Genomic DNA, 23,356 nt, shown 5'->3' with positions numbered 1-23,356 from the left:
TGCAATGAAAGGAAAGAAAAAGAAGGGAAACTTCATATTTAATAGCGTTCTGGCGCTGTTGCTTTTTGCAGGTGTGTCCTTGCTGCTGTATCCGACTTTCAGCAACTGGTGGAATGCCTCCCGGCAGTCCCAGGCGATTTCTGACTATGCGGGAAAGGTGGATGAGATGGATGCGGAAGAATATGCCCGGCTCTGGAGAGAGGCCCGGGAATACAATCGGGCCCTGGCGGAACAGAGCACCCGGTATGCCCTGACGGAGGAACAGAAGGAACGCTACGAAAAACTTCTGAATGTTTCCGGTGACGGGATCATGGCCTATATCGAGATTCCGAAGATCGGCTGCCGCCTGCCCATTTATCACGGGACCAAAGAATCCGCGCTCCAGATTGCTGCAGGGCATCTGGAATGGAGCAGCCTTCCAGTGGGAGGAGAGAGCGCCCATTGCGTAATTTCCGGCCATCGGGGGCTTCCAAGAGCCAAACTTTTCACGGACTTGGATAAAATGGAAGAGGGCGACCAGTTTTTTATCACAGTTCTGAACAAACGGCTGACCTATGAGGTGGATCAGATCCAGGTGGTGGAGCCGGAGGAGGTGGAGGATCTTGCCATTGAAAAAGGAAAAGATTATGTGACGCTGGTGACGTGTACGCCCTACGCGATCAATACCCACCGCCTTCTGGTGCGGGGGCATCGGATCAATGGAAAGGGGGATTCCCTGTGAAAAAAAGTTTTTTGCTGTTGTTGTTGTTTGGGCTCTTTTTCTGGCGGGTTCTGGAAAGTTCGGCAGATAGTCCGGATGAGAATCGCCAGGGGACTTTGACGGTGACGCTTTTTTATGAGGAAGAAAAGACTGCTGTAGAGGGAGCTGGTCTGGAGTTTATAGAGGTTGCGGATCTTAAATTTTCCGAAGGGCAGGTTTCTTATTCTCTGCTTCCGGATTTTGCGGAGAGTAGTTTAAAATTAGAAGGAATGAAAGCCTCTGAGGCGCTTCTGGCAGCTAAAAAACTCCAGGCTCTCTATCAGCAAAAAGGAAAAACGGGATTTTCAGCCAGGACGGATGAGAACGGAAAAGCTCTTTTTGAAAATTTGAAACCGGGGATGTATCTCATCTGGCAGAGTTCCAGCGAAAAAACGGCAAAACGCTTTGAAAAAATAGATCCGTATCTGGTGTCCGTTCCCCAGGGGGAAAAGATTTCCGGCAAAATGGTATGGGATTATGAAGTGAAAACCCTGCCTAAAGTGGAACTGGTTCTGAAAAATACACCGGAGAGCGAGCCGCCCCGCCAAAGTCAGCCTCTGAAAAAAGTAAAAACCGGAGATGAGACCAAAATTGCCGCTTATCTTTTATTAGCCGGCGCTTCCGCCATGATTCTTCTGAAAGCTATATGGAAAAAAGAAAGAGCAGACCTCCTCTGAAAGGGAAGTCCGCTCTTTCTTGTATTTCAGCTGGGTTTGTAACCGAGATGGAGGGCGGACAGAACGCCGCCCGCGCCGGGCGTAACCGGGCTTCGTCGGGTTTTCTTGAAAGCTGCCGGGCTGGAACCGATTTGGGACCGGGGAGAAGGCTCGGAAACCGGACAGACTTCTTCTGCCGGAACTTCTCGTCCGGTACCGTTGTCGGGTAAGAGATTTTGCTGGATAATGCATCTCACCGTATCATACAGATAGGGCTTCAGCTCGTTGATGGGTTTGGGCTGATCGTAAAGAATCGAGTTATAGCTAGTTCCGCTGATGAGCTCGATGATCATATAAATCATGATCTCCGGATTTTTAAAATGCAGCCCGGATTTTTCCAAAAGCTGGCAATACTCGTCATAGATGCTTTCCTGACCTTCCTCCGCTACATCGATCAGGGAGTTTTTGAAAAGCGCCCAGCTTAAATGTTTGGAAATAAAAAAGACCAGTGAGTGGTCTTCCTGGAACTGCGTAAGAATGTGGTCGATGATGAAAATGATCTGTTCCTCAAAGGTTTTGATTTCCGTATTTAAAAGAGCGTTGTAGGCATTGGAGAAAACCTGGATCGCTTTATGGGAGATAAGCTTGTTCCGAAGATCGTACTTATCGGTAAAATAAAGGTAGAAGGTTCCCTTTGCCACGCCGGCCTGATTGACGATGTCGGAGATAGAAGTTTTGTGAAAACCATTCTCCATGAAGAGTCCGAATGCAGCATCCAGAAGAGAATCTTTTTTCTGCTTCTTGTTCTGATCTACTTTTCTCATGAAAAATTCCTCCGATTCGGGGCTCCAGCCCCTTTTTGTGATTATTATATCATATTGTTGCGTAAAAAGTATTAAGATTTTCTAAAAAATATTGACTATTAGTCAGTTTTAGTGTATAAGATTAAAAGTGACCGAAAGTCATAAATAAATATAGCATGAAAGTAATTATTCAGGAGCCACTATCCCGCGAGGTGTTTTGGCATGAATATGCCAAAATCCCGAGAGTTGCACGCAAAAATCCCATCGCCGAAGGCGATTTTTATTGGATTTTTGCTCGTAACTGTGAAGGTACTGAACAGTTACGAAGGAAAACATTAAATATAGAAGTATAAGATCAGGAGGATGTCTTATGAACCGTAATCGGAAATTGAAAAAAGCGGTCGCTTCCACGACAGCAGTTGTTTTGAGTGCATGCATGGTGGCTGCGCCTGCTCTGACTGTAGACAGTGCAGCACCGGAAAAAGAGGAAACCGTTTATGTAAATATGGATGCGTCTGGTAATGTGGAGAAGATTACCGTCAGCGACTGGTTAAAAAATGCCGCCGGCTCCGCTGAACTGAGTGATTCCTCATCCCTGTCCGACATTAAGAATGTCAAAGGAGATGAGACCTTTACCCAGGATGGCGAGAAGCTGACCTGGCAGGCCGATGGCTCCGATATTTACTATCAGGGTACCACGGATAAGGAACTTCCGGTTACTGTAAAGCTGACCTATTATCTGGACGGTCAGGAGATTTCTCCGGAAGATCTGGCCGGTAAGAGCGGAAAGGTAAAGATCCGCATCGACTACACCAACAATGAGAAAGAGACCGTGAAGGTCAACGGCGAGGACAGAGAAATCTACACCCCGTTTGCCATGATCTCCGGAATGATCCTTTCTCAGGACAATTTCAGCAATGTAAAAGTTACAAACGGTAAAGTGATTTCCGACGGAAGCAGAAACATCGTTGTAGGCGTGGCTCTGCCGGGACTTTCCGAGAGCATCGGTCTTTCTGATACAGAGGATCTGGATGACATTGATATTCCGGACTATGTGGAAGTGGAAGCCGACACCACGAACTTCAAACTGGATATGACGGCTACTGTGGCTACCACTGGTGTGCTGGATGATCTGGGCATTGAAAATCTGGATGATCTCAAAGACCTGAAAGATTCTCTGGATGAGCTGACAGAAAACTCTTTGAAGCTGGTAGACGGAAGCAGCGACTTGGCAGATGGTACCAGCGATCTCAAAGATGGTGTGGATGATCTGGTTGATGGCGTCAGCGATCTTTCCGACGGCGCTTCTGATCTCTATGACGGAGTGAAAAAAGTGGATGATGGAGCCGGAGATCTTCAGGACGGAGCGAAACAGCTGGCAGACGGAGCCGGAGATCTTCAGAGCGGAGCTGCACAGCTTCAGACGGGAGCCGGAAGCCTTCAGAGCGGAGCCGGAAGTCTCCAGAGCGGAGCACGGAGCCTGGCAAATGGAGCCGGCAGCGTGAAGAGCGGCGCTTCTGATCTTTCCGATGGAGCAACAACACTCAGCAACGGACTGAATACTCTGAATACCAAATCCAAAGATCTGGTGGATGGTATTAACCAGCTGAATGATGGAAAAGGCGCTCTGGTGGATGGACTGAATACCCTGGTAAAAGGCATCACCTCCGCAGATACCGGAGCCAAGAGCCTGAAAACAGGTGTGGACAGCTATACAAAAGGAGCTGACAGCCTGGCAGACGGAACTACCGCCTATGTGACAGGAGCCGGCCAGTATACGAGCGCTGTGAACTCTTATCTGAGCGGTGAGGAGACACTGAATGAGGGCGTGCAGAGCTTCGCAAGCCAGGCAGGAACCCTTCCGAGTTCCATGAAAGATCTGTACAGCGGAATCAGCACTGCAAAGACCGGAAGCGATGCGCTGGTAAATGAAGATACGACCTCAAAATTGATTGATGGAATTACCAACCTTCATGAGAGCATTGTAGCAATTCAGAACATGATTCCTTCTTCATCCGAAGGCGGATCGACCGGTTCTGAGGGTGAAGCAGCAACCGCTTCTTATGCAAGTATCGCAGAGGCTGTTTCTGGAGTAGACGAGGAGCTCAGCAATGCCATCGCAACTCTCCAGAGCAGTATTGATACGGAGGAAAGCGTAATTGCCGATCTGAACAGTGTTCTTGCGACGGCTCAGAGCTATTACAACAGCTACAGCGGAGCAGCAAATGTCATGGAAAAACTCGGATCGGGTACCGTTTCTCAGGCGATCAGTGATTACCAGTCTGTCGTTGATAAACTGAACAGCGATATTACGGCTCTGACAGAAAAGAGAAATGAGCAGATCGCCGAGAGAGATGCACTGCAGAGTGTATCTGCATCCGCAGAGAATTGTGTTGTACTGGCAGAAAGTGCAGAAGAAGGCGGCACAACGGAGAAAACACCGGAAGAGCTGATTGCTGACCTTTCTAAGGCTTTGGCAGGGCTTGAAGCAGCTACCAATGATGAGAGCGAGCTTAAGACTGGTGTAATACAGTATGTAGCTGGTGCGCAAGAGCTGAATGCCGGACTTACCACTCTGGAAGAAGCGGCTTCCCCGCTGAATAGCAGCGCCGATACACTGGCAGCTGGCATGAAGAGCCTGACAGACGGTGCAACCGCCCTGACAAACAACAACAACGACCTCAAGAATGCCGGCACCAGCCTTACCGCCAACGGAACCGCCCTGACCACCGGCGCAGCCACCCTGAAAGGCAGCAGCCAGGATCTGAAAGACGGTGCAAAAGCCATTTCTGATGGAACTGGCAGCCTGAAGACCGGCGCAACCCAGCTCCAGGCCGGAGCCGATACCCTTTCCAAGGGCTTAAGCCAGCTGGCAACAGGCGGAAAGACCTTAAAGAGCGGCATCAAGACCCTGGCAAAGGGTGGCAAGACCCTGGCCAGTGGTGCAGCTACCCTGAAAGCAGGAACCGACAGCTTAAAGAGCGGAGCTGATACCCTGAAGAGCGGAGCCGATACGTTAAAGAGCGGAACCGACAGTCTGAAAGACGGAGCCGATACGTTAAAGAGCGGAACCGATACTTTGAAAGACGGAGCCGATACGTTAAAGAGCGGAACCGATACCCTGAAAGACGGAACCAACCAGCTGCTTGATGGAGTCGGTGATCTGAAGGACGGCGTCAGCGATCTCTCTGACGGTGTAGATGAGCTGAAAGACGGAGCCAACGATCTGAACGATGGAGCAGAAGAGCTCAGAGACGGCATGAAGGAGTTCGATGAGGAAGGTATTCAGAAGCTCAACGAGGCTTATGAGAACAATATCGAGATCCTTGTAGACCGCCTGGATGCAGTTCTTGACGCAGACAAAGCTTACAAGACCTTCGCAGGAAGCAGCGAGGGCATGGACAGCAAAGTGAAATTCATCATGGAAACCGGTGCCATCGAAGCCAAAGAAGAATAACAGAGAAAAAGGAGTCCCCCGGAACGGAGCTTTTATCAGCTCTGCCGAGGGACTTTTTCTGTAAAAAAATGCTTTTTCTTTCCTTACTTGCCATTCAGGAGGACTTGCGTTATAATAAAAACACCATTACATAGAGAAAGGAACAAAAGGTATGGACAATTTTAGAGAATGGCTTTCCGATAATCTTCGATATTTCCTGCTAGGATTTGCAATTCTGGCAGTGGTCATCATAGCGGCAATTGGTATCCGTATTTATCAGAGAGTGGAAGGTTCTGCACAGAAACCGACAGACAATGTGCGAGTGGAGTCAGAGACGAGTTCAGCTGCCGGGGAGACAGCCAAGGGTACGGAGAAGACTTCCGAGACAGAGAAACAGTCAGAGACCAAAGCTTCTGAAAAAGCAACGGAGGCGGAGACCAGGGCTTCTGAAGCTAGAGAGACAGAGAGTGTAACAGAGAGCGGGACGAAAGCGGCAGAGACAGAAAAAGAGACAACAGCTTCGGAGACACAGGCTGCTGAGACAGCTGCTTCCGAGACCGCAGCCACAGAGGCAGCGAAGGATCCGGAGTATCTGAAAGTCACGACGACCCTGAATCTTAGAACCGAACCCAACGGCACCGTCATCAATTCTTATGCAGCCGGCCGGATTGTGAAATTCCTTGGGAAAGAAGGAAACTGGTATAAGGTCCGGGTAGGCGGCCGGGAAGGCTATATGAGCAGAGATTATCTGGAAGAGGTTCCATACGAAGCAGGAATGGAAAACGAAGTGGAGACCGAACCTCAGACCGAAGCGCCCACGCCGATCTATAAGACGCTGAAAGGCGCCTGCTACTTAAGAGCAGAGACCAGCAAAGAGTCCCAGATCCTGGGAACCTACATGGCAGGAACCACCGTACAGTTTCTGGAGGATGTGGGAGGCTGGTACAAAGTATCCGTGGACGGTATGACCGGCTACATGGGAGCAAAGTTCTTCTAAAAAATGAGACCCTGCGGCAGAGCTGCCGCGGGGTTTTTCGTAACTATTCAGAACCACACCTCGATTCAGCTACGCTCTGAATAGTTAAAAAAGTATGAACTGCTTGCCATGGGTGTAAAATCCATGTAAAATGGTCTGACAGAGAGGCCTCTGCGCGGGAAAGGCTTCTACAATAAAAAAGAGGGCGAAAAAATGAAGAGAGTCTTATTTATTGTAAATCCGAGATCCGGAAAGGGTAGCATAAAATATCACATTCTGGATATTCTGGATACTTTCAGCAAAAAAGGAATCGATGTGACCGTACATATCACGCAGGAGCGGCTGGATGCCTGCCGCACAGCGATGGAAGAGGGCGGCAATTATGATGAGATTGTTTTAAGCGGCGGGGATGGAACCCTGGACGAGGTGGTTTCCGGTCTCATGAAAGGCGGCCATGACACGCCGGTGGGCTATATCCCAGCGGGCAGCACCAACGATTTCGCCAGCAGTCTGAAGCTTCCGGTCCGGATGGGAGATGCGGCGAAGATTGCAGTCTCAGGAGCTTCCAGACGCTTTGATGTGGGCGCTTTTAACGACCAGTATTTTATTTATATCGCGGCTTTCGGCCTTTTTACAGATGTGGCATATCAGACCAGCCAGGAGGCGAAAAACGTGCTCGGCCATATGGCTTACCTTCTGGAGGGAGCCAAGCGGCTCTTTAATATCAGAAGCTACCATATGAAGGTTCGGACGAAGGAGCGGGAGTTCGAGGGTGATTTTGCCTACGGCATGATCACAAATTCCGAGTCCGTGGGCGGTTTCAAGAAGATCACCGGAAACGATGTCTGCCTGGACGACGGCCTTTTTGAGGTGATCCTGATTTACCAGCCGGCCAATGTCATTGAGTTTCAGGAGATTATCACGAGTCTGATGACCGGTCAGCTGGATTCGAAGTTTATCGAGACCTTCAAGGCCGACGAGCTGGAGCTGGAAGGAACGGAGGAGGTTCCCTGGACCCTGGACGGAGAGGACGGAGGAACCCACAAAACGGTGAAAATCACCAACCAGAAACAGGCAATTCCCATCATGATAAAAAAAGAACGCAAATAATGGTTCCCTTTTTGAAATTTTTGCGTTATAATGGTGGCGATAAATGGGGCATTCCGGAAAATACCGGAGGCTTACAATAAAAATATCATTTATGGAGGTTCGCATTATGTTAGTATCTGCAAAAGAAATGCTTCAGAAAGCAAAAGCTGGTCACTATGCAGTAGGTCAGTTCAATATCAATAACCTGGAGTGGACAAAAGCAATTCTGGCAACCGCTCAGGAGTGCAATTCTCCCGTTATCCTTGGTGTTTCCGAGGGCGCAGGCAAATACATGACCGGTTACAAAACCGTTGTTGGCATGGTAAAAGGTATGATGGAAGAGATGAACATCACTGTTCCGGTAGCTCTTCACCTTGACCACGGCAGCTTCGAGGGATGCCTGAAATGTGTAGAGGCAGGTTTCTCCTCCATCATGTTCGACGGTTCTCATTATCCGATCGAAGAGAACGTTGCAAAGACCAAAGAGCTGGTTAAGATCTGCGCAGAGCACGGTATGTCTCTGGAGGCAGAGGTTGGTTCCATCGGCGGCGAGGAAGACGGCGTTATCGGTATGGGCGAGTGCGCAGACCCGAACGAGTGCAAGATGATTGCTGACCTTGGCATCGATTTCCTGGCAGCAGGTATCGGTAACATCCACGGAAAATATCCGGCAAACTGGAAGGGCTTAAGCTTCGAGACTCTGGATGCAGTTCAGAAGCTGACCGGCGATATGCCTCTGGTTCTTCATGGCGGTACCGGTATCCCGACCGATATGATCAAGAAAGCAATCTCCCTTGGCGTTTCCAAGATCAATGTAAACACCGAGTGCCAGCTTGCATTTGCAGAAGCAACCCGTGAGTACATTGAGGCAGGCAAGGATCTGCAGGGCAAAGGCTACGATCCGCGTAAACTTCTGGCACCGGGTGCTGAGGCAATCAAGAAGACCGTTAAAGAGAAAATGGAAATCTTTGGTTCCGTCGACAAAGCCTGAATATCATCTGTTTTGTCAGAAACTGTGGCATCTCTTCCCAGGAAGGGATGCCATTTTATGTAAAAAAATATGTGGAGGAATGTGATGAGCGAGAATGTGAACGTCACCGGAATTTTCGGAGAAAATGTCTTCAACGAGCATGCGATGAGGGAGCGTCTTCCCAAGAAAGTCTACAAAGAGCTGCACAAGACCATTGATGAGGGAAAAGAACTGGATCCCATGACGGCTGAGGTTGTGGCTTCCGCCATGAGAGACTGGGCGATGGAAAAAGGGGCAACCCATTATACTCACTGGTTCCAGCCGCTGACCGGTTTTACAGCAGAAAAACATGATTCCTTTATTACGGCGCCGGATGAGGACGGCAATGTCCTGATGGAATTTTCCGGAAAAGAGCTGATCAAGGGAGAGCCGGATGCGTCCTCCTTCCCGTCAGGTGGTCTTCGTTCCACCTTTGAGGCAAGAGGCTATACCACCTGGGACTGCACTTCACCGGCTTTTGTCCGTGAGGATGCCACAGGAGCGATTCTCTGTGTGCCCACGGCTTTCTGTTCCTATACCGGCGAGGCTCTGGACCAGAAAACACCCCTTCTTCGTTCCATGGAGGCGGTACAGGCTCAGACCTTACGTCTGCTTCGTCTTTTCGGAAACACGACTTCCCGGAAGGTTTTTCCGTCCGTAGGTGTGGAGCAGGAGTATTTCATTGTGGATCATGAGAAATATCTCCAGAGAAAAGACCTGATCTTTACCGGAAGAACCCTGTTTGGAGCAATGCCGCCGAAGGGCCAGGAGCTGGATGACCATTATTTCGGTGTCATCCGTCAGCGGATTGGCGCTTTCATGAAGGATGTGAATAAAGAACTCTGGAAGCTGGGCGTTCCGGCCAAGACACAGCACAACGAGGTAGCTCCCGGACAGCATGAGCTGGCTCCGATCTATGAGAAGTGCAACGTGGCTTCCGACCATAACCAGATTATCATGGAGACTCTGAAAAGGGTGGCAGAGCAGCACGGACTCCAGTGCCTGCTTCATGAGAAGCCTTTTGCCGGTGTGAATGGTTCCGGTAAGCACAACAACTGGTCGCTCACCACAGACGACGGCATTAACCTTCTGGAGCCGGGAAAAACTCCTCACGAAAATATTCAGTTCCTTCTGGTACTCTGCTGCATCCTCCGTGCGGTGGACCGTCATGCGGATCTTCTCCGGGAATCCGCTGCCGATGTGGGAAATGATCATCGTCTGGGTGCCAACGAGGCTCCGCCTGCCATCATTTCCGTATTCTTAGGAGAACAGCTGGGAGATGTACTTCGTCAGCTGGTCAATACGGGAGCCGCAGCTCACAGCTTAAAGGGCGGCCATCTTCACACCGGTGTAAAGACCCTTCCTGAGGTTTCCAAGGACGCCACAGACCGGAACCGTACTTCACCCTTTGCCTTCACCGGAAACAAATTCGAGTTCCGTATGGTGGGTTCCCGGGATTCCGTGGCAGAGTGCAACGTGGTCCTGAATACCATCGTGGCAGAGGCTTTCTCCGATGCCTGCGATATTCTGGAAAAGGCAGAGGATTTCGATCTGGCCGTTCATGATCTTATCAAGGAATATGCGACCCTCCATCAGCGCATTGTTTTCAATGGAAACGGTTATTCCGAGGAGTGGGTAAAAGAAGCAGAGCGCAGAGGTCTTCCGAATATCCAGTCCATGGTAGACGCCATTCCAGCTCTGGTGACGGAGAAATCTGTCCGGATGTTTGAAAAATTTGGTGTCTTCACGAAGGCAGAGCTGAACTCCAGAGCGGAGATTCAGTACGAGGGCTATGCGAAAGCCATCAACATCGAGGCAAGAGCGATGATCGATATCGCCAGCAAGCACATCATCCCTGCAGTGATGCGTTATGCGAAGAATCTGGCAGAGACAGCCAACGAGATCCGGGAAGCAGGTGCGGACGATTCTGTTCCGGTAGAGATCTTAAAACGGCTGACAGCTCTTCTCTCCGAGGCGAGAAAAGCTCTTCTGGTCCTCAAGGATGTGACCAGAACCGCCAACTCCTTGGAAGCGGGTGAAAAACAGGCCCACTATTATCATGATGAAGTCTGCACAGCGATGGCAGCCCTTCGTCTTCCAGTGGATGAGCTGGAGATGATTGTTGACAAAGAAGAATGGCCCATGCCTTCCTACGGCGACCTTCTTTTTGAAGTTTAAAAACAGGAAAAAGGAGCGCAGCGGAACCGTCTGCTGTGCTTCTTTTTTTGCTCTTCTTTACAGACAGCGCCTTTTCTGGTATGATAGAAAACAGAAAAGACTTGGCAGGAGATGCAGAATGAAAGACATAATGGGAATTGAGATCGAGAATATGAGTGCCGCTTCAGCTGTCCGGCGGATCATGGGGCTTCTTGCCAGGGAACCTTTAAGCGTCTGTACGGTCCTTCGGGCGGATATGCTCCTGCTTGCGGAGAAGGATGAGGAGTATCGTGAGTATTTAAGCCAGACGGCTCTTCGGATCGTGGGCGATGCGGCCATCCTGAAGGCTATGGGAGAGGAACGAAAAGACCGGCTGGAAGAGCTGGAAAATCATTCCTTCCAGACGCAGCTTTTGAAAGAACTCTCTGAGAATGGCCGTCCGGTGGCTGTTCTGACGGAAACCGAGGCGGAAAAAGAGAAGACCGTGGAAAATCTGAAAAGAAATTACCCTTCTTTATCTTTGGCGGGGGCTTTTTCTATGGAGACCTCGGATGATATGGACGATGCGGTGAATCATATTAACGGTCTGGATGCGGAGCTGGTCATCGCGAAGCTGCCGCCGCCGGAGCAGGAGGCCTTTATTTTCAGCAACAAAGGACGGCTGAATATCCGTCTCTGGCTGGGACTGGGCCAGGCTTCCGTCGCCGGGGAGAAGAAGGAAAAGACTGCCGGTTTCCTGGAAAACCTTTTCATCAAGCGTCTGTTTAAGAAAAAAGTGAACCAATATCAGGAGGAGAAAAACTGAATTTCTGTGAAAAAACGTAAAAATTTCACAATTTTTACTTCCCTTTTTTGGCATTTTATATTAGAATATCAGATAGACATTGGATTTTTCGGGGGTAGAAATGGAAATATCCGGAATAAGGTATGAAGTAAAGGAGTGGCAGAAAAATGATTTCAAATCAGATTTTACAGTCTACCATAGATGGACTGAAGGTGATTTCCAGAATTGATCTCAGTGTGATGGATCTGGAAGGAAATGTACTGGCAGCGACCTATCCGGAAGCAGAAGAACATCATGCTTCCGTGCTCTCTTTTGTGGATTCGCCGGCGGACAGCCAGGTGGTGCAGGGCTACCAGTTTTTCAAGATCTTTGATGAAAGCCAGCTGGAATACATCCTGGTGGCAAAGGGAAGCAGCGATGATGTTTACATGGTCGGAAAGATGGCTGCTTTTCAGATCCAGACCCTTCTGGTGGCGTATAAGGAGCGGTTCGACAAGGACAATTTCATAAAGAATCTTCTTCTGGACAACCTGCTTCTTGTGGACATTTATAACCGAGCTAAGAAGCTTCACATCGATACGGAAGCCCGTCGGGTGGTATTTCTTCTGGAGACGGATCACGAGAAGGATAATTCTTCTCTTGAGAGTGTCCGCACGGTCTTAGGAAGCAAGAACGGCGATTTTATCACGGCGGTGGATGAGAAGAGCATCATTGTGGTGAAGGAAGTGGGCGAGCAGGAGGATTACTCCGATATGGAGCGCATTGCCCATCAGATTCTGGAGGCGCTGGAGCCGGCCAAGAGAGAATACGCCTATGTGGCTTACGGAACGATCGTGGAGGAGATCAAAGAGGTGTCCCGTTCCTATAAGGAAGCGCGGATGGCTCTGGATGTGGGAAAAATCTTCTTCAGCGAGAGAAACGTTATCGCCTACAGCTCTCTGGGAATCGGCCGTCTGATTTATCAACTGCCCATTCCGCTGTGCAAGATGTTTATCCGCGAGATCTTCGACGGCAAGTCACCAGATGACTTTGACGAGGAGACGCTGACCACCATCAATAAGTTTTTCGAGAATAGCCTGAATGTTTCTGAGACTTCCAGACAGCTGTATATCCACAGAAACACCCTGGTATACCGTCTGGATAAGTTGCAGAAGAGCACGGGACTGGATCTTCGGGTCTTCGAGGATGCCATCACCTTCAAGATCGCGCTGATGGTAGTCAAATACATGAAATATATGGAAAATCTGGAGTATTAAGAGAAATTTTAAGGTGAGAGGGTTTTGTGAATATGCCAAAGCCCTCTCCTTTTAGGTAAAGGAGTGTAAGATTGGACGAAGAAAAGGATCTGTTTTTGGGGGAAGTAAAGAGCGAAAACGAGGAAGAGGATACGGAGGAGAAAAAGAAACGGCCGCATTTCTGGAAAGGCTTTGCGGCGGGGGCCGGGGCCATGTTTTTGGTGGCGGGCGCCGTATTCTGTGTCACAAACGGAGTTGTGGACCGGCTGTTTTACCCTGAAAATGCGGGAAGTCTTTCCCTTTCCGGTCTGAAAACGTCCAGGAAGCTCAGTGAGCTTTCCAATGTGATCAATTACTACTATCTCAATGACATCGATGAGGAGCAGGTGGAAGACTGGATGTACAAGGGTGTTATGGCCGGCCTTGAGGATCCTTATGCGGATTATTACAGCGAGGAAGAGCTGAACAGCCTGAAGGAGAGCACCAGCGGTTCCTATAAAGGAATCGGTGCCGTCATGACCCAGGACAAGGATACCAGCGAGATCTCTGTGGTGCGCTGCTACGAGAATACACCGGCGGCTGAGAGCGGCCTGCTTCCCGGTGATATCGTCACCAAATATAATGGGGAAGATACTTCCGGGCTGGATCTTACGGAGATCGTAAACGAGATCAAGACCGGGGAAAACGATGAGATTACCTTTACGATTAAGCGGGAAGGCGAGTCGGAGGAAAAAGAGATTACGCTCACACGGCGGGCTGTGGATATCCCGACTGTGACCAGCGAAATGCTGGAAAACAACATTGGTTATCTGGAAATCAGCGAGTTTGACACGGTAACGCTGGAACAGTTCCAGGAGGCGAAAGCGTCTCTGGAGAGTCAGGGCATGGAGAAGCTTATCGTGGATCTCCGGAACAATCCCGGAGGAAATCTCTCCACGGTGGTGGATATTTTGAGGGAGATCCTGCCCGAGGGCCTCATCGTTTACACGGAAGACCGGTATGGAAACCGGACGGAGTACAGCTGCGACGGGGACAGGAAATTAGAGATCCCGCTGGCGGTGCTGATCAACGGAGACAGCGCCAGTGCATCAGAGATTTTTGCGGGGGCTGTGAAGGATTACGGCATCGGCACTCTGGTGGGGACGACGACCTTTGGAAAAGGCATCGTTCAGCGGATCGTGGAACTCTCCGACGGCACGGCGGTGAAGCTTACCATCGCAAAATACTATACGCCGAAGGGAAACAACATCCATGACAAAGGCATTGAGCCGGATGTGGAAGTGGAGCTGGAGGAAGGACTGGAGCAGCAGATCACGATTCCAAAGGATCAGGATAACCAGCTTCAGAAAGCAATTGAGATACTGGAGGAAGAATAATGCAGGAAAGATATATTTTTCGTGAAATGTTAAGTGAGATCAAGGAGCTGGCGGATCAGAAGGGAAATGTTCTGACGCTGGATGAGGTAAAAGAATTTTTCAAAAATGCCCATCTGACGGATGAGCAGCTGAACATGGTCTGCGTTTACCTTATCGGAGAGAAAATCCGGGTGGAGGGCTACGAGGGCCCGGAAAAACAGGAGCAGACGCCGGAAAAGGAAGAGGCGGGAGCCATGGAGGAGAGCGACTGTCTGGAACTTTATCAGGCAGAGCTTGAAGAAATCAAAGGACTTTCCGAGGAGGAAGAACTCAAGTGTTTCCAGCTGGCCAGTGCAGGCGACCCGGCGGCAAAGAGCCGGCTCACCGAGCATTACCTGAAAACGGTCTATGACCTTTCCAGAACCTTTGCTTTCGGCTCTGTTCCGAGAAGCGACTTGATTCAGGAGGGAAATGTGGCGCTGATGCTGGCGCTGGAAGAGCTGGAATTTTTTGGAAAATTGGAAGATTATCAGAATTTCCTCTACGAGAAGATCCGGGAAGCCATGGAGGACGCTTTAAGCGAGGGCCAGGACCTGAAAGATATGGGCGATAAAGTAGCCCAGAAGGTTAACCATCTGAGCGAAGCCGTCCACAACCTGGAAGAGGACCTGGAACACAAAGTTTCTGTGGATGAGCTTTCCGCTTATCTGGATATGCCGGTGGAAGAGATACGGGATATTCTCCGTATGGCCGGCGATGAGATTGATGTGAATGAGTAAAGAGAAAGACCTGCAGTTGACACTTTCTGGTGTGTCTGCAGGTCTTTTTTGTTACAGATAATTCTCTTCGGTCTCGTCCTCTTCCTTTTTCGGCGGAAGATAGATGTGAACCCGGTCAATTCTTTTTCTGGTGACGGTATCGACCACGAGACGGATTCCGTCCTCCGTGACAATAAATTCTCCGGCTTTGGGGAGGTGATCCAGATGCTCGATGATGTAACCGCCGATGGAATCGTAATCCTCGGATTCCAGATGGATTCCCAATTTTTCATTCAGATCATCCAGCTTGGAGGAACCTAAAACCTGATACTCATTTTCCTGAATCCGGCGGATCGGGTCTTCCTCGTCGTGGTCGTATTCATCACGGATGTCGCCGACAATCTCCTCGAGGAGATCCTCCAGCGTGATCATTCCCACGGTGGCGCCGTACTCGTCCAGCACGATGGTGAAGTTCACGGAGTCTTTCCGCATTTCCACCATGAGCTCGGAGGTCTTTTTATACTCGTAGGTGAAATAGGGCTCGCGCATGATATCCCGGATATGAAATTCCTTCGCAGGATGAAACAGAAGGAGATCTTTCATATTGATAACGCCAACCATGTTGTCGCCGTCTCCCTCGTAGACCGGGATACGGGTAAAACGCTCCGCACGGAAGATCTCAAGAAGCTCTTCGTAGGTGCTGTCAATGTCTGCACAGACCATATCCACGCGGGGGATCATGATGTCCTTGGCGGTGGAGTCGCCGAAATCAAACACGTTGTTGATCATCTGCCGCTCGTCGCTCTCGATGACTCCGTTTTCATGGCTCACATCCACAATTGTGCGGAGCTCATGCTCAGTCATAAAGCTGGGCTTGGCATTGGGGTCTACATGGAGGAGTTTTAAGATGAAGCGTGACAGGTGATTGATGATAAAAATCACCGGGGTCAGAATCTTCATGAGCCAGGAAATAACGTTGGCATAGCTGAGAGCAAATTTCTCCGCATGGATCGTAGCCAGGGTCTTCGGGGTGATTTCGCCGAACATCAGCACTAGGAAGGTGAGAATGCCGGTGGCGATACCCACGGTGGCGCTTCCCAGAAGATTTATGGCCAGGGTGGTGGCCAGGGAGGAAGCGGTCAGGTTGACAATGTTGTTTCCAATTAAAATGGCGCTCAGCATTTTTCCGGAGTCTTTCCGGATTTTGAGAACCGTCTGAGCCCGTTTGTTTCCTTGCTCGGCAAGGCTTAAGAGACGGATTGTGCTTACAGTCGTCAGAGAAGTCTCGGCGGAAGAGAAAAAGCCGGACAGCACCAGCAGCAGAATCAGGATGACCAGCTGCAGGGCAGAATTTGAATCCAAAAGATCAGCTCCTTTTTCTATATTAGTATTGTTACTGAATATACAATATTTTTCGGGCGAATGCAATAAGGCAATATTATTGAAAATAGATTTTAATAATTTTGTAATAAATGCTTGAAAAATATTACAAAGATGTGATAGAATCAGTGTCAGTACATCATAAAATGAAAATGGCCGATTTTTGGCTGCGAAGATAAAAAGGGAGCAGAAGAGTATGAGAAGCAGAAAGGCAATCCTTCTGGGGAGCATCCTGGCGCTGGTCTTTTCCGGGACAGGGAATGCTTCCGTGAGAGCGGCGGAGACAGAAAGTAGTTCCGCCTATATTTCCAATGAAACGGCGGAGGCCATCGAGGAAGCCGACCGGATCGGAGCACTGGATCTGGATCTTTCCGGACTTTATTCCGTGGCAGGAAGTACGGTGATCGCCGGTATCGGCATCACTTCCGAGTTTGATTTCTCGGAGGACGGGACGAAGACGTCAGAGACCTCCAAAAAGACGGAGACTGAGGCAAAAACGGTGAAAGCGGGGAAAACTTCCGGTTCTTCAACAGGAACGTCCGGCAAGACAGGAACGACGGGAAGCAGCAAAACAACGGAGACCGAGAAGAAGACCGCAGAAACCAGTAAGACGACGGAAACCGAGAAGAAGACCGCAGAAACCAGTAAGACGACGGAAACCGAGAAAAAAACAACCGAGACAAGTAAGACGACCGAGACTGAGAAAAAGACTATAGAGACGAATAAAACAATTGAGACTGAGAAGAAAACGGCAGAAACCAGCAAAACTCCTGAGACTGAAAAACAGGTGACAGAGACGAAGGGTGCGGCGGAGTCAAAACCCAGCGCAGCATCCACTCAGCCGGTCGTATCTGAGACCGAAAAGCCAAAAACTATCGAGACAGAAAAAGAAACCGAGCAGGTTTCAGAAAACACCGCCGCCGAGGATCTGCAGGCAGAACCCGCAGTCACCGGAGACGAAACGGACCTCGTTCCCTTCCTTCTGCTGGGAGCGGCAGCAGGTCTCCTACTTGTCGGCGACCTGATCATGAAACGAAAAGCAGATTAACGAAAAGAGATTCTTTCCAGGAAATTTCCTGCGGAAGGGTCTCTTTTTTTCGTGAGGCGCATATAGTAAGACAGGGGGGGATGAGAATGGAGAATGCTTCCATCGGGAGAAAGATGGCCATCCTGATCCGTGCCCAGCTGACGGCATGGGTGGTGACGGCCCTTCTTCTGTTACTTATGGCGCTGCTCCTCTTTAAACTGGAGCTCAACGAAAGCAAGGTTTCGCTGGGGATGACCGCGGTCTATGTGCTGTCCTGCTTTTTTGGCGGGCTGGCGGCAGGAAAAGGCGGAAAAAAGAAAAAATTCCTCTGGGGGCTTCTCACCGGGGCAGTTTATTTTCTCGTACTGTTTCTGCTGTCCTGGAATCTGGGAGCAGAGAGGGATGGTTTTCTCTCGCTGATACTGACCGGAGCACTCTGCTTGGGCGGCGGGATGCTGGGCGGAATGATTTCCTGAGCGGGAAAAACAGGGGCGTGCGGGAAAAATCAAGCGCGCTCCTGGAAAATACCGGTGGATTTTTAAAAAAAGATATGATATACTTAAATTGTTTTTATGACTTCAAGTCGATTCTGACAAGAAATCCCGAGTTTATGTATCCCTATTTTTGATGAAAAAGGTATATTTGATAATGATTCAGAGCCAGGCGGCTTTTCTGGTAAAAGTGTGAGTTCTCCCTGTGTCTCTTCTGAGTCGTTGCTAATACTGCAAACTATAGATTTACACAAACAGAAAGCTTGTTTTATAAAAAGAAAGGATAGAGTGGATGACCAGAGAACAATACAAATCTCTGCAGCTGGTTCAGTTAAAAGAACTGGCAAAATCAAGAGGATTAAAGCATATTTCCGGTCTTAAGAAGGACGAGCTCATCGACCGGATGCTGGAGGAGGATGCGCGGGAAGCCGCAGAGAAAGAGACGGCTGCCCAGGAAGAAGAGGCTCCTTCTGTGGAAAAGGAAAAGCAGGAGGAAACATTCCGTCCCCGGCAGAATACCTATACGAACCGGAACTATAACCGTACCCAGGAGAATACCAGGACCTATTCCTATGGAAGAAATCAGGAAAATGTCCGGAGCTTTGCGCCGAATCGCAACCGGAATCAGAACAATCAGGACGGCGGATACGGCTATTCCAATAACCGGAATCAGAACTGCCAGGAAAACAATGGCTACGGATACAATCGCAGCCAGAACCAGAATACAGAGAATAACGGAAGCTACGGCTATAACAATAATCGAAACAATCAGGAAAATAACGGCTATGGAAACCGCTCCCAGTATCAGGAGAATGGCGGTTATAATTCGCGGAATCAGGAAAATCGTACGGAAAATACTTACGAGAGAAATCAGGACTATTCCCAGGAGCGTTCCGGTGAGGACTGGCAGAACGAAGATCGCCCGGCACCGGATTTCGGACAGCTGGATTCCGGTCAGATTGCTTGCGGTATTCTGGAGGTTATGCCGGATGGCTTTGGTTTTATCCGAAGCGACAATTATATGCCGGGAGACAACGACGTCTATGTTTCCCCTTCTCAGATCCGCCGTTTCAATTTAAAAACCGGAGATATCATCTCCGGAAATACCAGAATCAAGGCACCCCAGGAGAAATTCTGCGCCCTGATGTATGTGCAGACAGTCAATGATCTGCTTCCCTTTATTGCTTCCAAGAGGCAGAATTTTGAAAATATGACGCCGATTTTCCCGAATGAGCGTCTTCGGATGGAGCGGGAAGGCCATCATATGGCCATGCGTATCGTGGATCTGGTTTCTCCTGTGGGAAAAGGCCAGCGAGGCATGATCGTTTCCCCGCCGAAAGCAGGTAAGACTACCCTCTTAAAAGAGATGGCCCAGTCCATCGTTCACAACAACCCGGAGATGCACATCATCATCCTTCTGATCGACGAGCGGCCGGAGGAGGTGACGGATATCCGGGAGTCCATCGTGGGCGATAACGTGGAAGTCATCTATTCCACCTTCGATGAGCAGCCGGAACACCACAAGCGCGTGGCGGAGATGGTAATCGAGCGAAGCAAGCGTCTCGTTGAGCATAACAAAGACGTGACGATTCTATTGGACAGCATCACTCGTCTGGCCAGAGCTTATAATATGGTAGTTCCGCCCAGCGGCCGGACTCTTTCTGGAGGTCTCGATCCCGGAGCACTTCATATGCCGAAGAAATTTTTCGGCGCAGCCCGGAATATGAGGGAGGGCGGAAGCCTGACGATCCTTGCCACTGCTCTGGTGGATACGGGAAGCAAGATGGACGATGTGATCTACGAGGAGTTTAAGGGAACCGGTAACATGGAGCTGATCCTAGACCGGAAGCTTTCAGAGAAGAGAGTGTTCCCAGCTATTGATATCGTCCGATCCGGAACCAGAAGAGAGGATCTTCTTCTGACGGCGGAGGAGAAAGAAGCCGTGGATATCATGCGGAAACAGCTCAACGGCATGAAGCCCGAGGACGCCGTGGAGAACATTCTGAACACCTTTGCGAAGACAAAAAGCAACGAAGAATTTATTCAGATCGTAAGAAAACAGAAATTTATATAAAACTGTTGCAATTCAAAAAAATCTATGCTATAATGCAATAGCTGTTTAGAGATAAGTAAACGGAAATTAAAAGTGATATCATTGAATGGGGGGCATTGATTCCCCTTCGATGCCATAATATGCAAGACAATGTCTGCATAAAGCGAAGGAAGAAGAGGTGAAAATCATGAAACAGGGTATCCATCCGGAATATCATCAGGCAACCGTAACCTGCAACTGCGGTAACACTTTTGTAACTGGTTCCACAAAGAAAGAGATTCATGTAGAGGTTTGCTCCAAATGTCATTCTTTCTACACCGGTCAGCAGAAAGCAGCTCAGGCTCGTGGACGTATTGATAAGTTCAATAAGAAATACGGTCTTGGTGAAAACAAATAATAGTATTCCGATGGGTTGGGGTTTGAAAAAATCCCAACCTTTCTTATTATTAAAAAAGAATAAGAAAGAAGGCGAAGGATGAAGTATTCAAACATCGGCGGCCAGGCTGTCATGGAAGGCATCATGATGAAAAACGGAGATCACTACGCCGTAGCCGTCCGGAAGCCGGATAAAGAAATTGAAGTAAAAGTAGAAGAATGCCATAGCTTTATCAAGAACAAGAAGATCCTTCAGCTCCCCTTCATCCGCGGCGTGTTCAACTTTGTGGATTCGCTGGTCCTGGGTATGAAGAGTCTGATGTTTTCCGCGGAGTTTTTCATGGATGACGAGGAAGAGGAAAAAGAGCGGGAGAAGGAAGAAAAACAGCGCAAAAAGGGCAAAGATCCAGAAAAAGAAAATTCCATCCTTCTGGGATTTACCGTTGCTTTTTCCATTGTCCTGGCTGTGGGCGTGTTTATGATCCTTCCTTATTTTATTTCTCTTTTGTTTCAGAAACTGACAGATTCCCAGCTGCTCATCTCCATCGCGGAGGGGGTGGTCCGGATTCTGATTTTCGTCGGTTATATTCTTCTGATTTCCAGGATGAAGGATATCCAGAGGACGTTCATGTACCACGGGGCCGAGCATAAATGCATCAACTGTATTGAGCACGGCATGGAGCTGAATGTAGAAAATGTCCGCAAGAGCTCCAGAGAGCATAAGCGCTGCGGAACCAGTTTCCTTCTGATTGTTATGATCGTGAGTATCATTTTCTTTCTATTTATACGGGTACATTCCCCGATTCTCCGGGTGGTGGTTCGTCTGCTTCTCATTCCGGTGATCGCGGGCGTTTCCTATGAGTTCATCCGTCTGGCGGGAATCAGCGAGAATAAGATCGTAGGTCTTTTGAGCAAACCCGGTCTTGCCATGCAGCATCTGACCACCAAGGAGCCCACGGACGATATGATCGAGGTGGCCATTGCTGCGGTGGAAGCGGTCTATGACTGGAAGAAATTTTTACGGGAGAATTTCGGTAAGGAATTTCCGGAGGATAAAGAATCATGACTTATCGTTCCATGGTGACAGAGGGCGGCAGGGTTCTTGCGGCGGCAGGAGTGCCGGAGGCGGAGCTGGATGCCTGGTATCTTCTGGAATATCTGAGAAAAGAGAGAGGAGAGCGCTCCGACCGGCAGTGGTATCTTCTTAACCGGGAGGACGAGGCCAGGGCGGAGGAAGAGAAAGCCTATCAGGAGCTCATTGAGCGCCGGGCGAAACGGATTCCGCTCCAGCAGATTACCGGGGAACAGGAATTTATGGGCCTTTCCTTTTGGGTAAATGAACATGTGCTGATCCCCAGACAGGATACGGAAACTCTGGTGGAGGAAGCTATGGGAAAAGTAAAAAGCGGAGACCAGGTGCTGGATATGTGTACCGGTTCCGGCTGCATTCTCTTAAGTCTTCTCAAACTGGTACCGGGGCTTACCGGTACGGGAGTGGATATTTCCGGAGAAGCCTTAAAAGTCGCTGTGGAAAATGGAAAGAGGCTTCAGACGGAGGCCTCTTTTTTGGAAAGCGATCTTTTTGAAAAGGTGGAGGGAAGCTTTGGTCTCATTGTTTCCAATCCGCCCTATATTGCTTCGGAGGAGATACCCACTCTCATGGAAGAGGTAAGGGATCATGAGCCCATCGGCGCCCTGGATGGAAGTGCGGACGGGCTGGAATTTTACCGCAGGCTGGTGCGGGAGGGAAAAGAGCATGTAAAGCCCGGCGGCTGGATGCTTTTTGAGATCGGCTGCACCCAGGCTGAAGCGGTAATGGAATTTTTGAAAAACGGTGGTTTTCTGGACGTCTATGTGAAAAAGGATCTGGCGGGGCTGGAGCGGGTCGTAGGCGGAAGGAGACCGAAACAGGAGGAGAGAAACGATGTTTGATCGTCTGGAAGATTTACTCATCCGTCTGGAAGAGATCATGAGCGAATTAAGTGAACCTTCCGTGGTAAACGATACCGCAAGGTTTCAGAAGCTCATGAAAGAGCAGAGCGAGCTGACTCCCATTGTGGATGCGTATAAAGAATATAAAAAATGTAAAGAAACCGTAGAGGAAAGCCTGATGATGCTGGAGGAAGAGACCGACGAGGAGATGAAGGAACTTCTGAAGGAAGAGCTTTCCGATGCGAAGAAACGGATTCCTGAGCTGGAAAACGAGCTGAAGATCCTGCTTCTGCCGAAGGATCCCAACGATGACAAAAACGTTATCGTGGAGATCCGTGCCGGCGCAGGCGGAGATGAGGCGGCTCTTTTCGCGGCCGAGGTTTACCGGATGTATGTGAAATATGCCGAGAGCCGCCGCTGGAGAACCGAGATGATGTCTCTCAACGAGAATGGCATCGGCGGTTTCAAGGAAGTCACTTTCATGATTACCGGCCAGGGCGCTTATTCCCGGCTGAAATATGAGAGCGGCGTTCATCGCGTGCAGCGTGTACCCGAGACCGAGTCGGGCGGAAGAATCCATACTTCCACCGTGACCGTAGCTGTCCTGCCGGAAGCGGAGGAGATTGATTTCCACCTGGATCTCAACGAGTGTAAATTTGATGTGTTCCGTGCCTCCGGAAACGGCGGTCAGTGCGTCAACACGACGGACTCCGCTGTCCGTCTGACCCATATTCCTACAGGTATCGTGATTTCCTGTCAGGACGAGAAATCCCAGCTAAAGAACAAGGACAAAGCGTTAAAGATCCTTCGTTCCCGTCTCTACGAGATGGAGCTGGCAAAACGTCACGATGCAGAAGCTGAGGAAAGAAAGAGCCAGATCGGAACCGGAGACCGTTCCGAGAAGATCCGGACCTACAATTTCCCCCAGGGTCGTGTGACGGACCATCGGATCAAGCTGACCCTGCATCAGATCGACGCGGTCTTAAACGGCGATCTGGATCTGGTCATCGATCCTCTGATCGCAGCAGATCAGGCAGCCAAACTGGCAAAAATGAACGAACAGTGAGAAAAGAACAGCAGAGAGTAAGGTGAAAAACCTTC

At 49.5% G+C, this 23,356-nt stretch carries 20 protein-coding genes; 18 read left to right on the top strand and 2 right to left on the bottom strand.

The window, feature by feature from the left end; genetic code table 11:
* Positions 1-4 precede the first annotated feature (4 nt).
* Together LKD71_RS04875 and LKD71_RS04870 are read left to right on the top strand one after the other, a co-directional pair.
* Positions 5-721 carry a class C sortase gene (locus LKD71_RS04875; protein WP_227614580.1) on the top strand — a complete coding sequence of 239 codons (717 nt, stop codon included), beginning with the start codon at positions 5-7 and terminating at the stop codon, positions 719-721.
* Complete coding sequence (locus LKD71_RS04870; protein WP_227614579.1) at positions 718-1,416, top strand: isopeptide-forming domain-containing protein; 699 nt, start codon at positions 718-720, stop codon at positions 1,414-1,416. The genes LKD71_RS04875 and LKD71_RS04870 overlap by 4 nt, the downstream gene beginning before the upstream one ends.
* A gap of 26 nt (positions 1,417-1,442) precedes the next feature.
* On the opposite strand, the gene LKD71_RS04865 is transcribed toward LKD71_RS04870, so the two are convergent.
* On the bottom strand, positions 1,443-2,219 hold the full coding sequence (locus LKD71_RS04865; RefSeq protein WP_331466383.1) for a TetR/AcrR family transcriptional regulator: 777 nt from the start codon (positions 2,217-2,219) through the stop codon (positions 1,443-1,445).
* Positions 2,220-2,568: 349 nt separating this feature from the next.
* On the opposite strand from LKD71_RS04865, the gene LKD71_RS04860 reads away from it, so the two are divergent.
* The 9 genes from LKD71_RS04860 to LKD71_RS04820 all read left to right on the top strand — a co-directional run bounded on the left by LKD71_RS04860 (position 2,569) and on the right by LKD71_RS04820 (position 15,018).
* Complete coding sequence (locus LKD71_RS04860) at positions 2,569-5,655, top strand: YhgE/Pip domain-containing protein (protein WP_227614578.1); 3,087 nt, start codon at positions 2,569-2,571, stop codon at positions 5,653-5,655.
* A 151-nt stretch (positions 5,656-5,806) separates the two neighbouring features.
* A complete protein-coding gene (locus tag LKD71_RS04855; RefSeq protein WP_227614577.1) occupies positions 5,807-6,631 on the top strand; it encodes an SH3 domain-containing protein in 825 nt (274 codons plus the stop codon).
* Between the two features lie 192 nt (positions 6,632-6,823).
* Positions 6,824-7,720 (top strand): diacylglycerol/lipid kinase family protein, encoded by an 897-nt coding sequence (locus tag LKD71_RS04850; RefSeq protein WP_227614576.1) that lies wholly within the window; start codon positions 6,824-6,826, stop codon positions 7,718-7,720.
* Positions 7,721-7,826: 106 nt separating this feature from the next.
* Positions 7,827-8,690 carry a class II fructose-1,6-bisphosphate aldolase gene (gene fba / locus LKD71_RS04845; RefSeq protein WP_117765222.1) on the top strand — a complete coding sequence of 288 codons (864 nt, stop codon included), beginning with the start codon at positions 7,827-7,829 and terminating at the stop codon, positions 8,688-8,690.
* Between the two features lie 84 nt (positions 8,691-8,774).
* The gene (locus tag LKD71_RS04840) at positions 8,775-10,886 is read left to right on the top strand and encodes a glutamine synthetase III family protein (RefSeq protein ID WP_227614575.1); all 2,112 of its coding nucleotides are present in this window, start codon (positions 8,775-8,777) and stop codon (positions 10,884-10,886) included.
* Positions 10,887-11,004: 118 nt separating this feature from the next.
* Positions 11,005-11,670, top strand: coding sequence for a WecB/TagA/CpsF family glycosyltransferase (locus LKD71_RS04835; RefSeq protein ID WP_178046501.1), 666 nt, complete (start codon positions 11,005-11,007; stop codon positions 11,668-11,670).
* 146 nt (positions 11,671-11,816) lie between these two features.
* Positions 11,817-12,905 carry a PucR family transcriptional regulator gene (locus tag LKD71_RS04830; protein WP_178046500.1) on the top strand — a complete coding sequence of 363 codons (1,089 nt, stop codon included), beginning with the start codon at positions 11,817-11,819 and terminating at the stop codon, positions 12,903-12,905.
* Between the two features lie 71 nt (positions 12,906-12,976).
* On the top strand, positions 12,977-14,260 hold the full coding sequence (locus LKD71_RS04825) for a S41 family peptidase (protein WP_227614574.1): 1,284 nt from the start codon (positions 12,977-12,979) through the stop codon (positions 14,258-14,260).
* Positions 14,260-15,018, top strand: coding sequence for a sigma-70 family RNA polymerase sigma factor (locus tag LKD71_RS04820; protein ID WP_227614573.1), 759 nt, complete (start codon positions 14,260-14,262; stop codon positions 15,016-15,018). The genes LKD71_RS04825 and LKD71_RS04820 overlap by 1 nt, the downstream gene beginning before the upstream one ends.
* Positions 15,019-15,069: 51 nt before the next feature.
* Here LKD71_RS04820 and LKD71_RS04815 read toward each other — a convergent pair whose 3' ends face one another.
* A complete protein-coding gene (locus LKD71_RS04815) occupies positions 15,070-16,359 on the bottom strand; it encodes an HlyC/CorC family transporter (protein WP_227614572.1) in 1,290 nt (429 codons plus the stop codon).
* Between the two features lie 214 nt (positions 16,360-16,573).
* Here LKD71_RS04815 and LKD71_RS04810 point away from each other — a divergent pair, with 214 nt between their 5' ends.
* The 7 genes from LKD71_RS04810 to prfA all read left to right on the top strand — a co-directional run bounded on the left by LKD71_RS04810 (position 16,574) and on the right by prfA (position 23,321).
* Positions 16,574-17,425 carry a hypothetical protein gene (locus LKD71_RS04810; protein WP_227614571.1) on the top strand — a complete coding sequence of 284 codons (852 nt, stop codon included), beginning with the start codon at positions 16,574-16,576 and terminating at the stop codon, positions 17,423-17,425.
* Between the two features lie 86 nt (positions 17,426-17,511).
* Positions 17,512-17,880 carry a TIGR04086 family membrane protein gene (locus LKD71_RS04805; protein WP_178046496.1) on the top strand — a complete coding sequence of 123 codons (369 nt, stop codon included), beginning with the start codon at positions 17,512-17,514 and terminating at the stop codon, positions 17,878-17,880.
* Between the two features lie 307 nt (positions 17,881-18,187).
* A complete protein-coding gene (rho, locus tag LKD71_RS04800; RefSeq protein WP_227614570.1) occupies positions 18,188-19,969 on the top strand; it encodes a transcription termination factor Rho in 1,782 nt (593 codons plus the stop codon).
* Positions 19,970-20,135: 166 nt separating this feature from the next.
* On the top strand, positions 20,136-20,345 hold the full coding sequence (rpmE, locus tag LKD71_RS04795; protein WP_178046494.1) for a 50S ribosomal protein L31: 210 nt from the start codon (positions 20,136-20,138) through the stop codon (positions 20,343-20,345).
* 78 nt (positions 20,346-20,423) lie between these two features.
* Positions 20,424-21,389, top strand: a complete 966-nt coding sequence (locus LKD71_RS04790) for a DUF1385 domain-containing protein (RefSeq protein WP_227614569.1) — start codon at positions 20,424-20,426, stop codon at positions 21,387-21,389.
* Entirely contained in the window at positions 21,386-22,255 is an 870-nt protein-coding gene (gene prmC / locus LKD71_RS04785) for a peptide chain release factor N(5)-glutamine methyltransferase (protein WP_227614568.1), read from the top strand. Before LKD71_RS04790 ends, prmC begins: the two co-directional genes overlap by 4 nt.
* Positions 22,248-23,321 carry a peptide chain release factor 1 gene (gene prfA / locus LKD71_RS04780; RefSeq protein ID WP_178046491.1) on the top strand — a complete coding sequence of 358 codons (1,074 nt, stop codon included), beginning with the start codon at positions 22,248-22,250 and terminating at the stop codon, positions 23,319-23,321. Before prmC ends, prfA begins: the two co-directional genes overlap by 8 nt.
* The last annotated feature ends 35 nt before the right edge of the window (positions 23,322-23,356 follow it).

It is taken from the genome of Fusicatenibacter faecihominis (genome assembly GCF_020686945.1).
Classification (GTDB): domain Bacteria; phylum Bacillota; class Clostridia; order Lachnospirales; family Lachnospiraceae; genus Limivivens; species Limivivens faecihominis.
This window is presented reverse-complemented; position numbering and strand designations above follow the sequence as displayed.

Coding starts and splice junctions, on each gene's coding strand:
- LKD71_RS04820 (WP_227614573.1), top strand. CDS start 14,260: ATGCAGGAAAGATATATTTTTCGTGAAATGTTAAGTGAGATCAAGGAG.
- prmC (WP_227614568.1), top strand. CDS start 21,386: ATGACTTATCGTTCCATGGTGACAGAGGGCGGCAGGGTTCTTGCGGCG.
- prfA (WP_178046491.1), top strand. CDS start 22,248: ATGTTTGATCGTCTGGAAGATTTACTCATCCGTCTGGAAGAGATCATG.
- LKD71_RS04855 (WP_227614577.1), top strand. CDS start 5,807: ATGGACAATTTTAGAGAATGGCTTTCCGATAATCTTCGATATTTCCTG.
- LKD71_RS04805 (WP_178046496.1), top strand. CDS start 17,512: ATGGAGAATGCTTCCATCGGGAGAAAGATGGCCATCCTGATCCGTGCC.
- LKD71_RS04865 (WP_331466383.1), bottom strand. CDS start 2,219: ATGAGAAAAGTAGATCAGAACAAGAAGCAGAAAAAAGATTCTCTTCTG.
- LKD71_RS04830 (WP_178046500.1), top strand. CDS start 11,817: ATGATTTCAAATCAGATTTTACAGTCTACCATAGATGGACTGAAGGTG.
- LKD71_RS04790 (WP_227614569.1), top strand. CDS start 20,424: ATGAAGTATTCAAACATCGGCGGCCAGGCTGTCATGGAAGGCATCATG.
- LKD71_RS04875 (WP_227614580.1), top strand. CDS start 5: ATGAAAGGAAAGAAAAAGAAGGGAAACTTCATATTTAATAGCGTTCTG.
- LKD71_RS04810 (WP_227614571.1), top strand. CDS start 16,574: ATGAGAAGCAGAAAGGCAATCCTTCTGGGGAGCATCCTGGCGCTGGTC.
- LKD71_RS04850 (WP_227614576.1), top strand. CDS start 6,824: ATGAAGAGAGTCTTATTTATTGTAAATCCGAGATCCGGAAAGGGTAGC.
- LKD71_RS04840 (WP_227614575.1), top strand. CDS start 8,775: ATGAGCGAGAATGTGAACGTCACCGGAATTTTCGGAGAAAATGTCTTC.
- LKD71_RS04860 (WP_227614578.1), top strand. CDS start 2,569: ATGAACCGTAATCGGAAATTGAAAAAAGCGGTCGCTTCCACGACAGCA.
- rpmE (WP_178046494.1), top strand. CDS start 20,136: ATGAAACAGGGTATCCATCCGGAATATCATCAGGCAACCGTAACCTGC.
- rho (WP_227614570.1), top strand. CDS start 18,188: ATGACCAGAGAACAATACAAATCTCTGCAGCTGGTTCAGTTAAAAGAA.
- LKD71_RS04835 (WP_178046501.1), top strand. CDS start 11,005: ATGAAAGACATAATGGGAATTGAGATCGAGAATATGAGTGCCGCTTCA.
- fba (WP_117765222.1), top strand. CDS start 7,827: ATGTTAGTATCTGCAAAAGAAATGCTTCAGAAAGCAAAAGCTGGTCAC.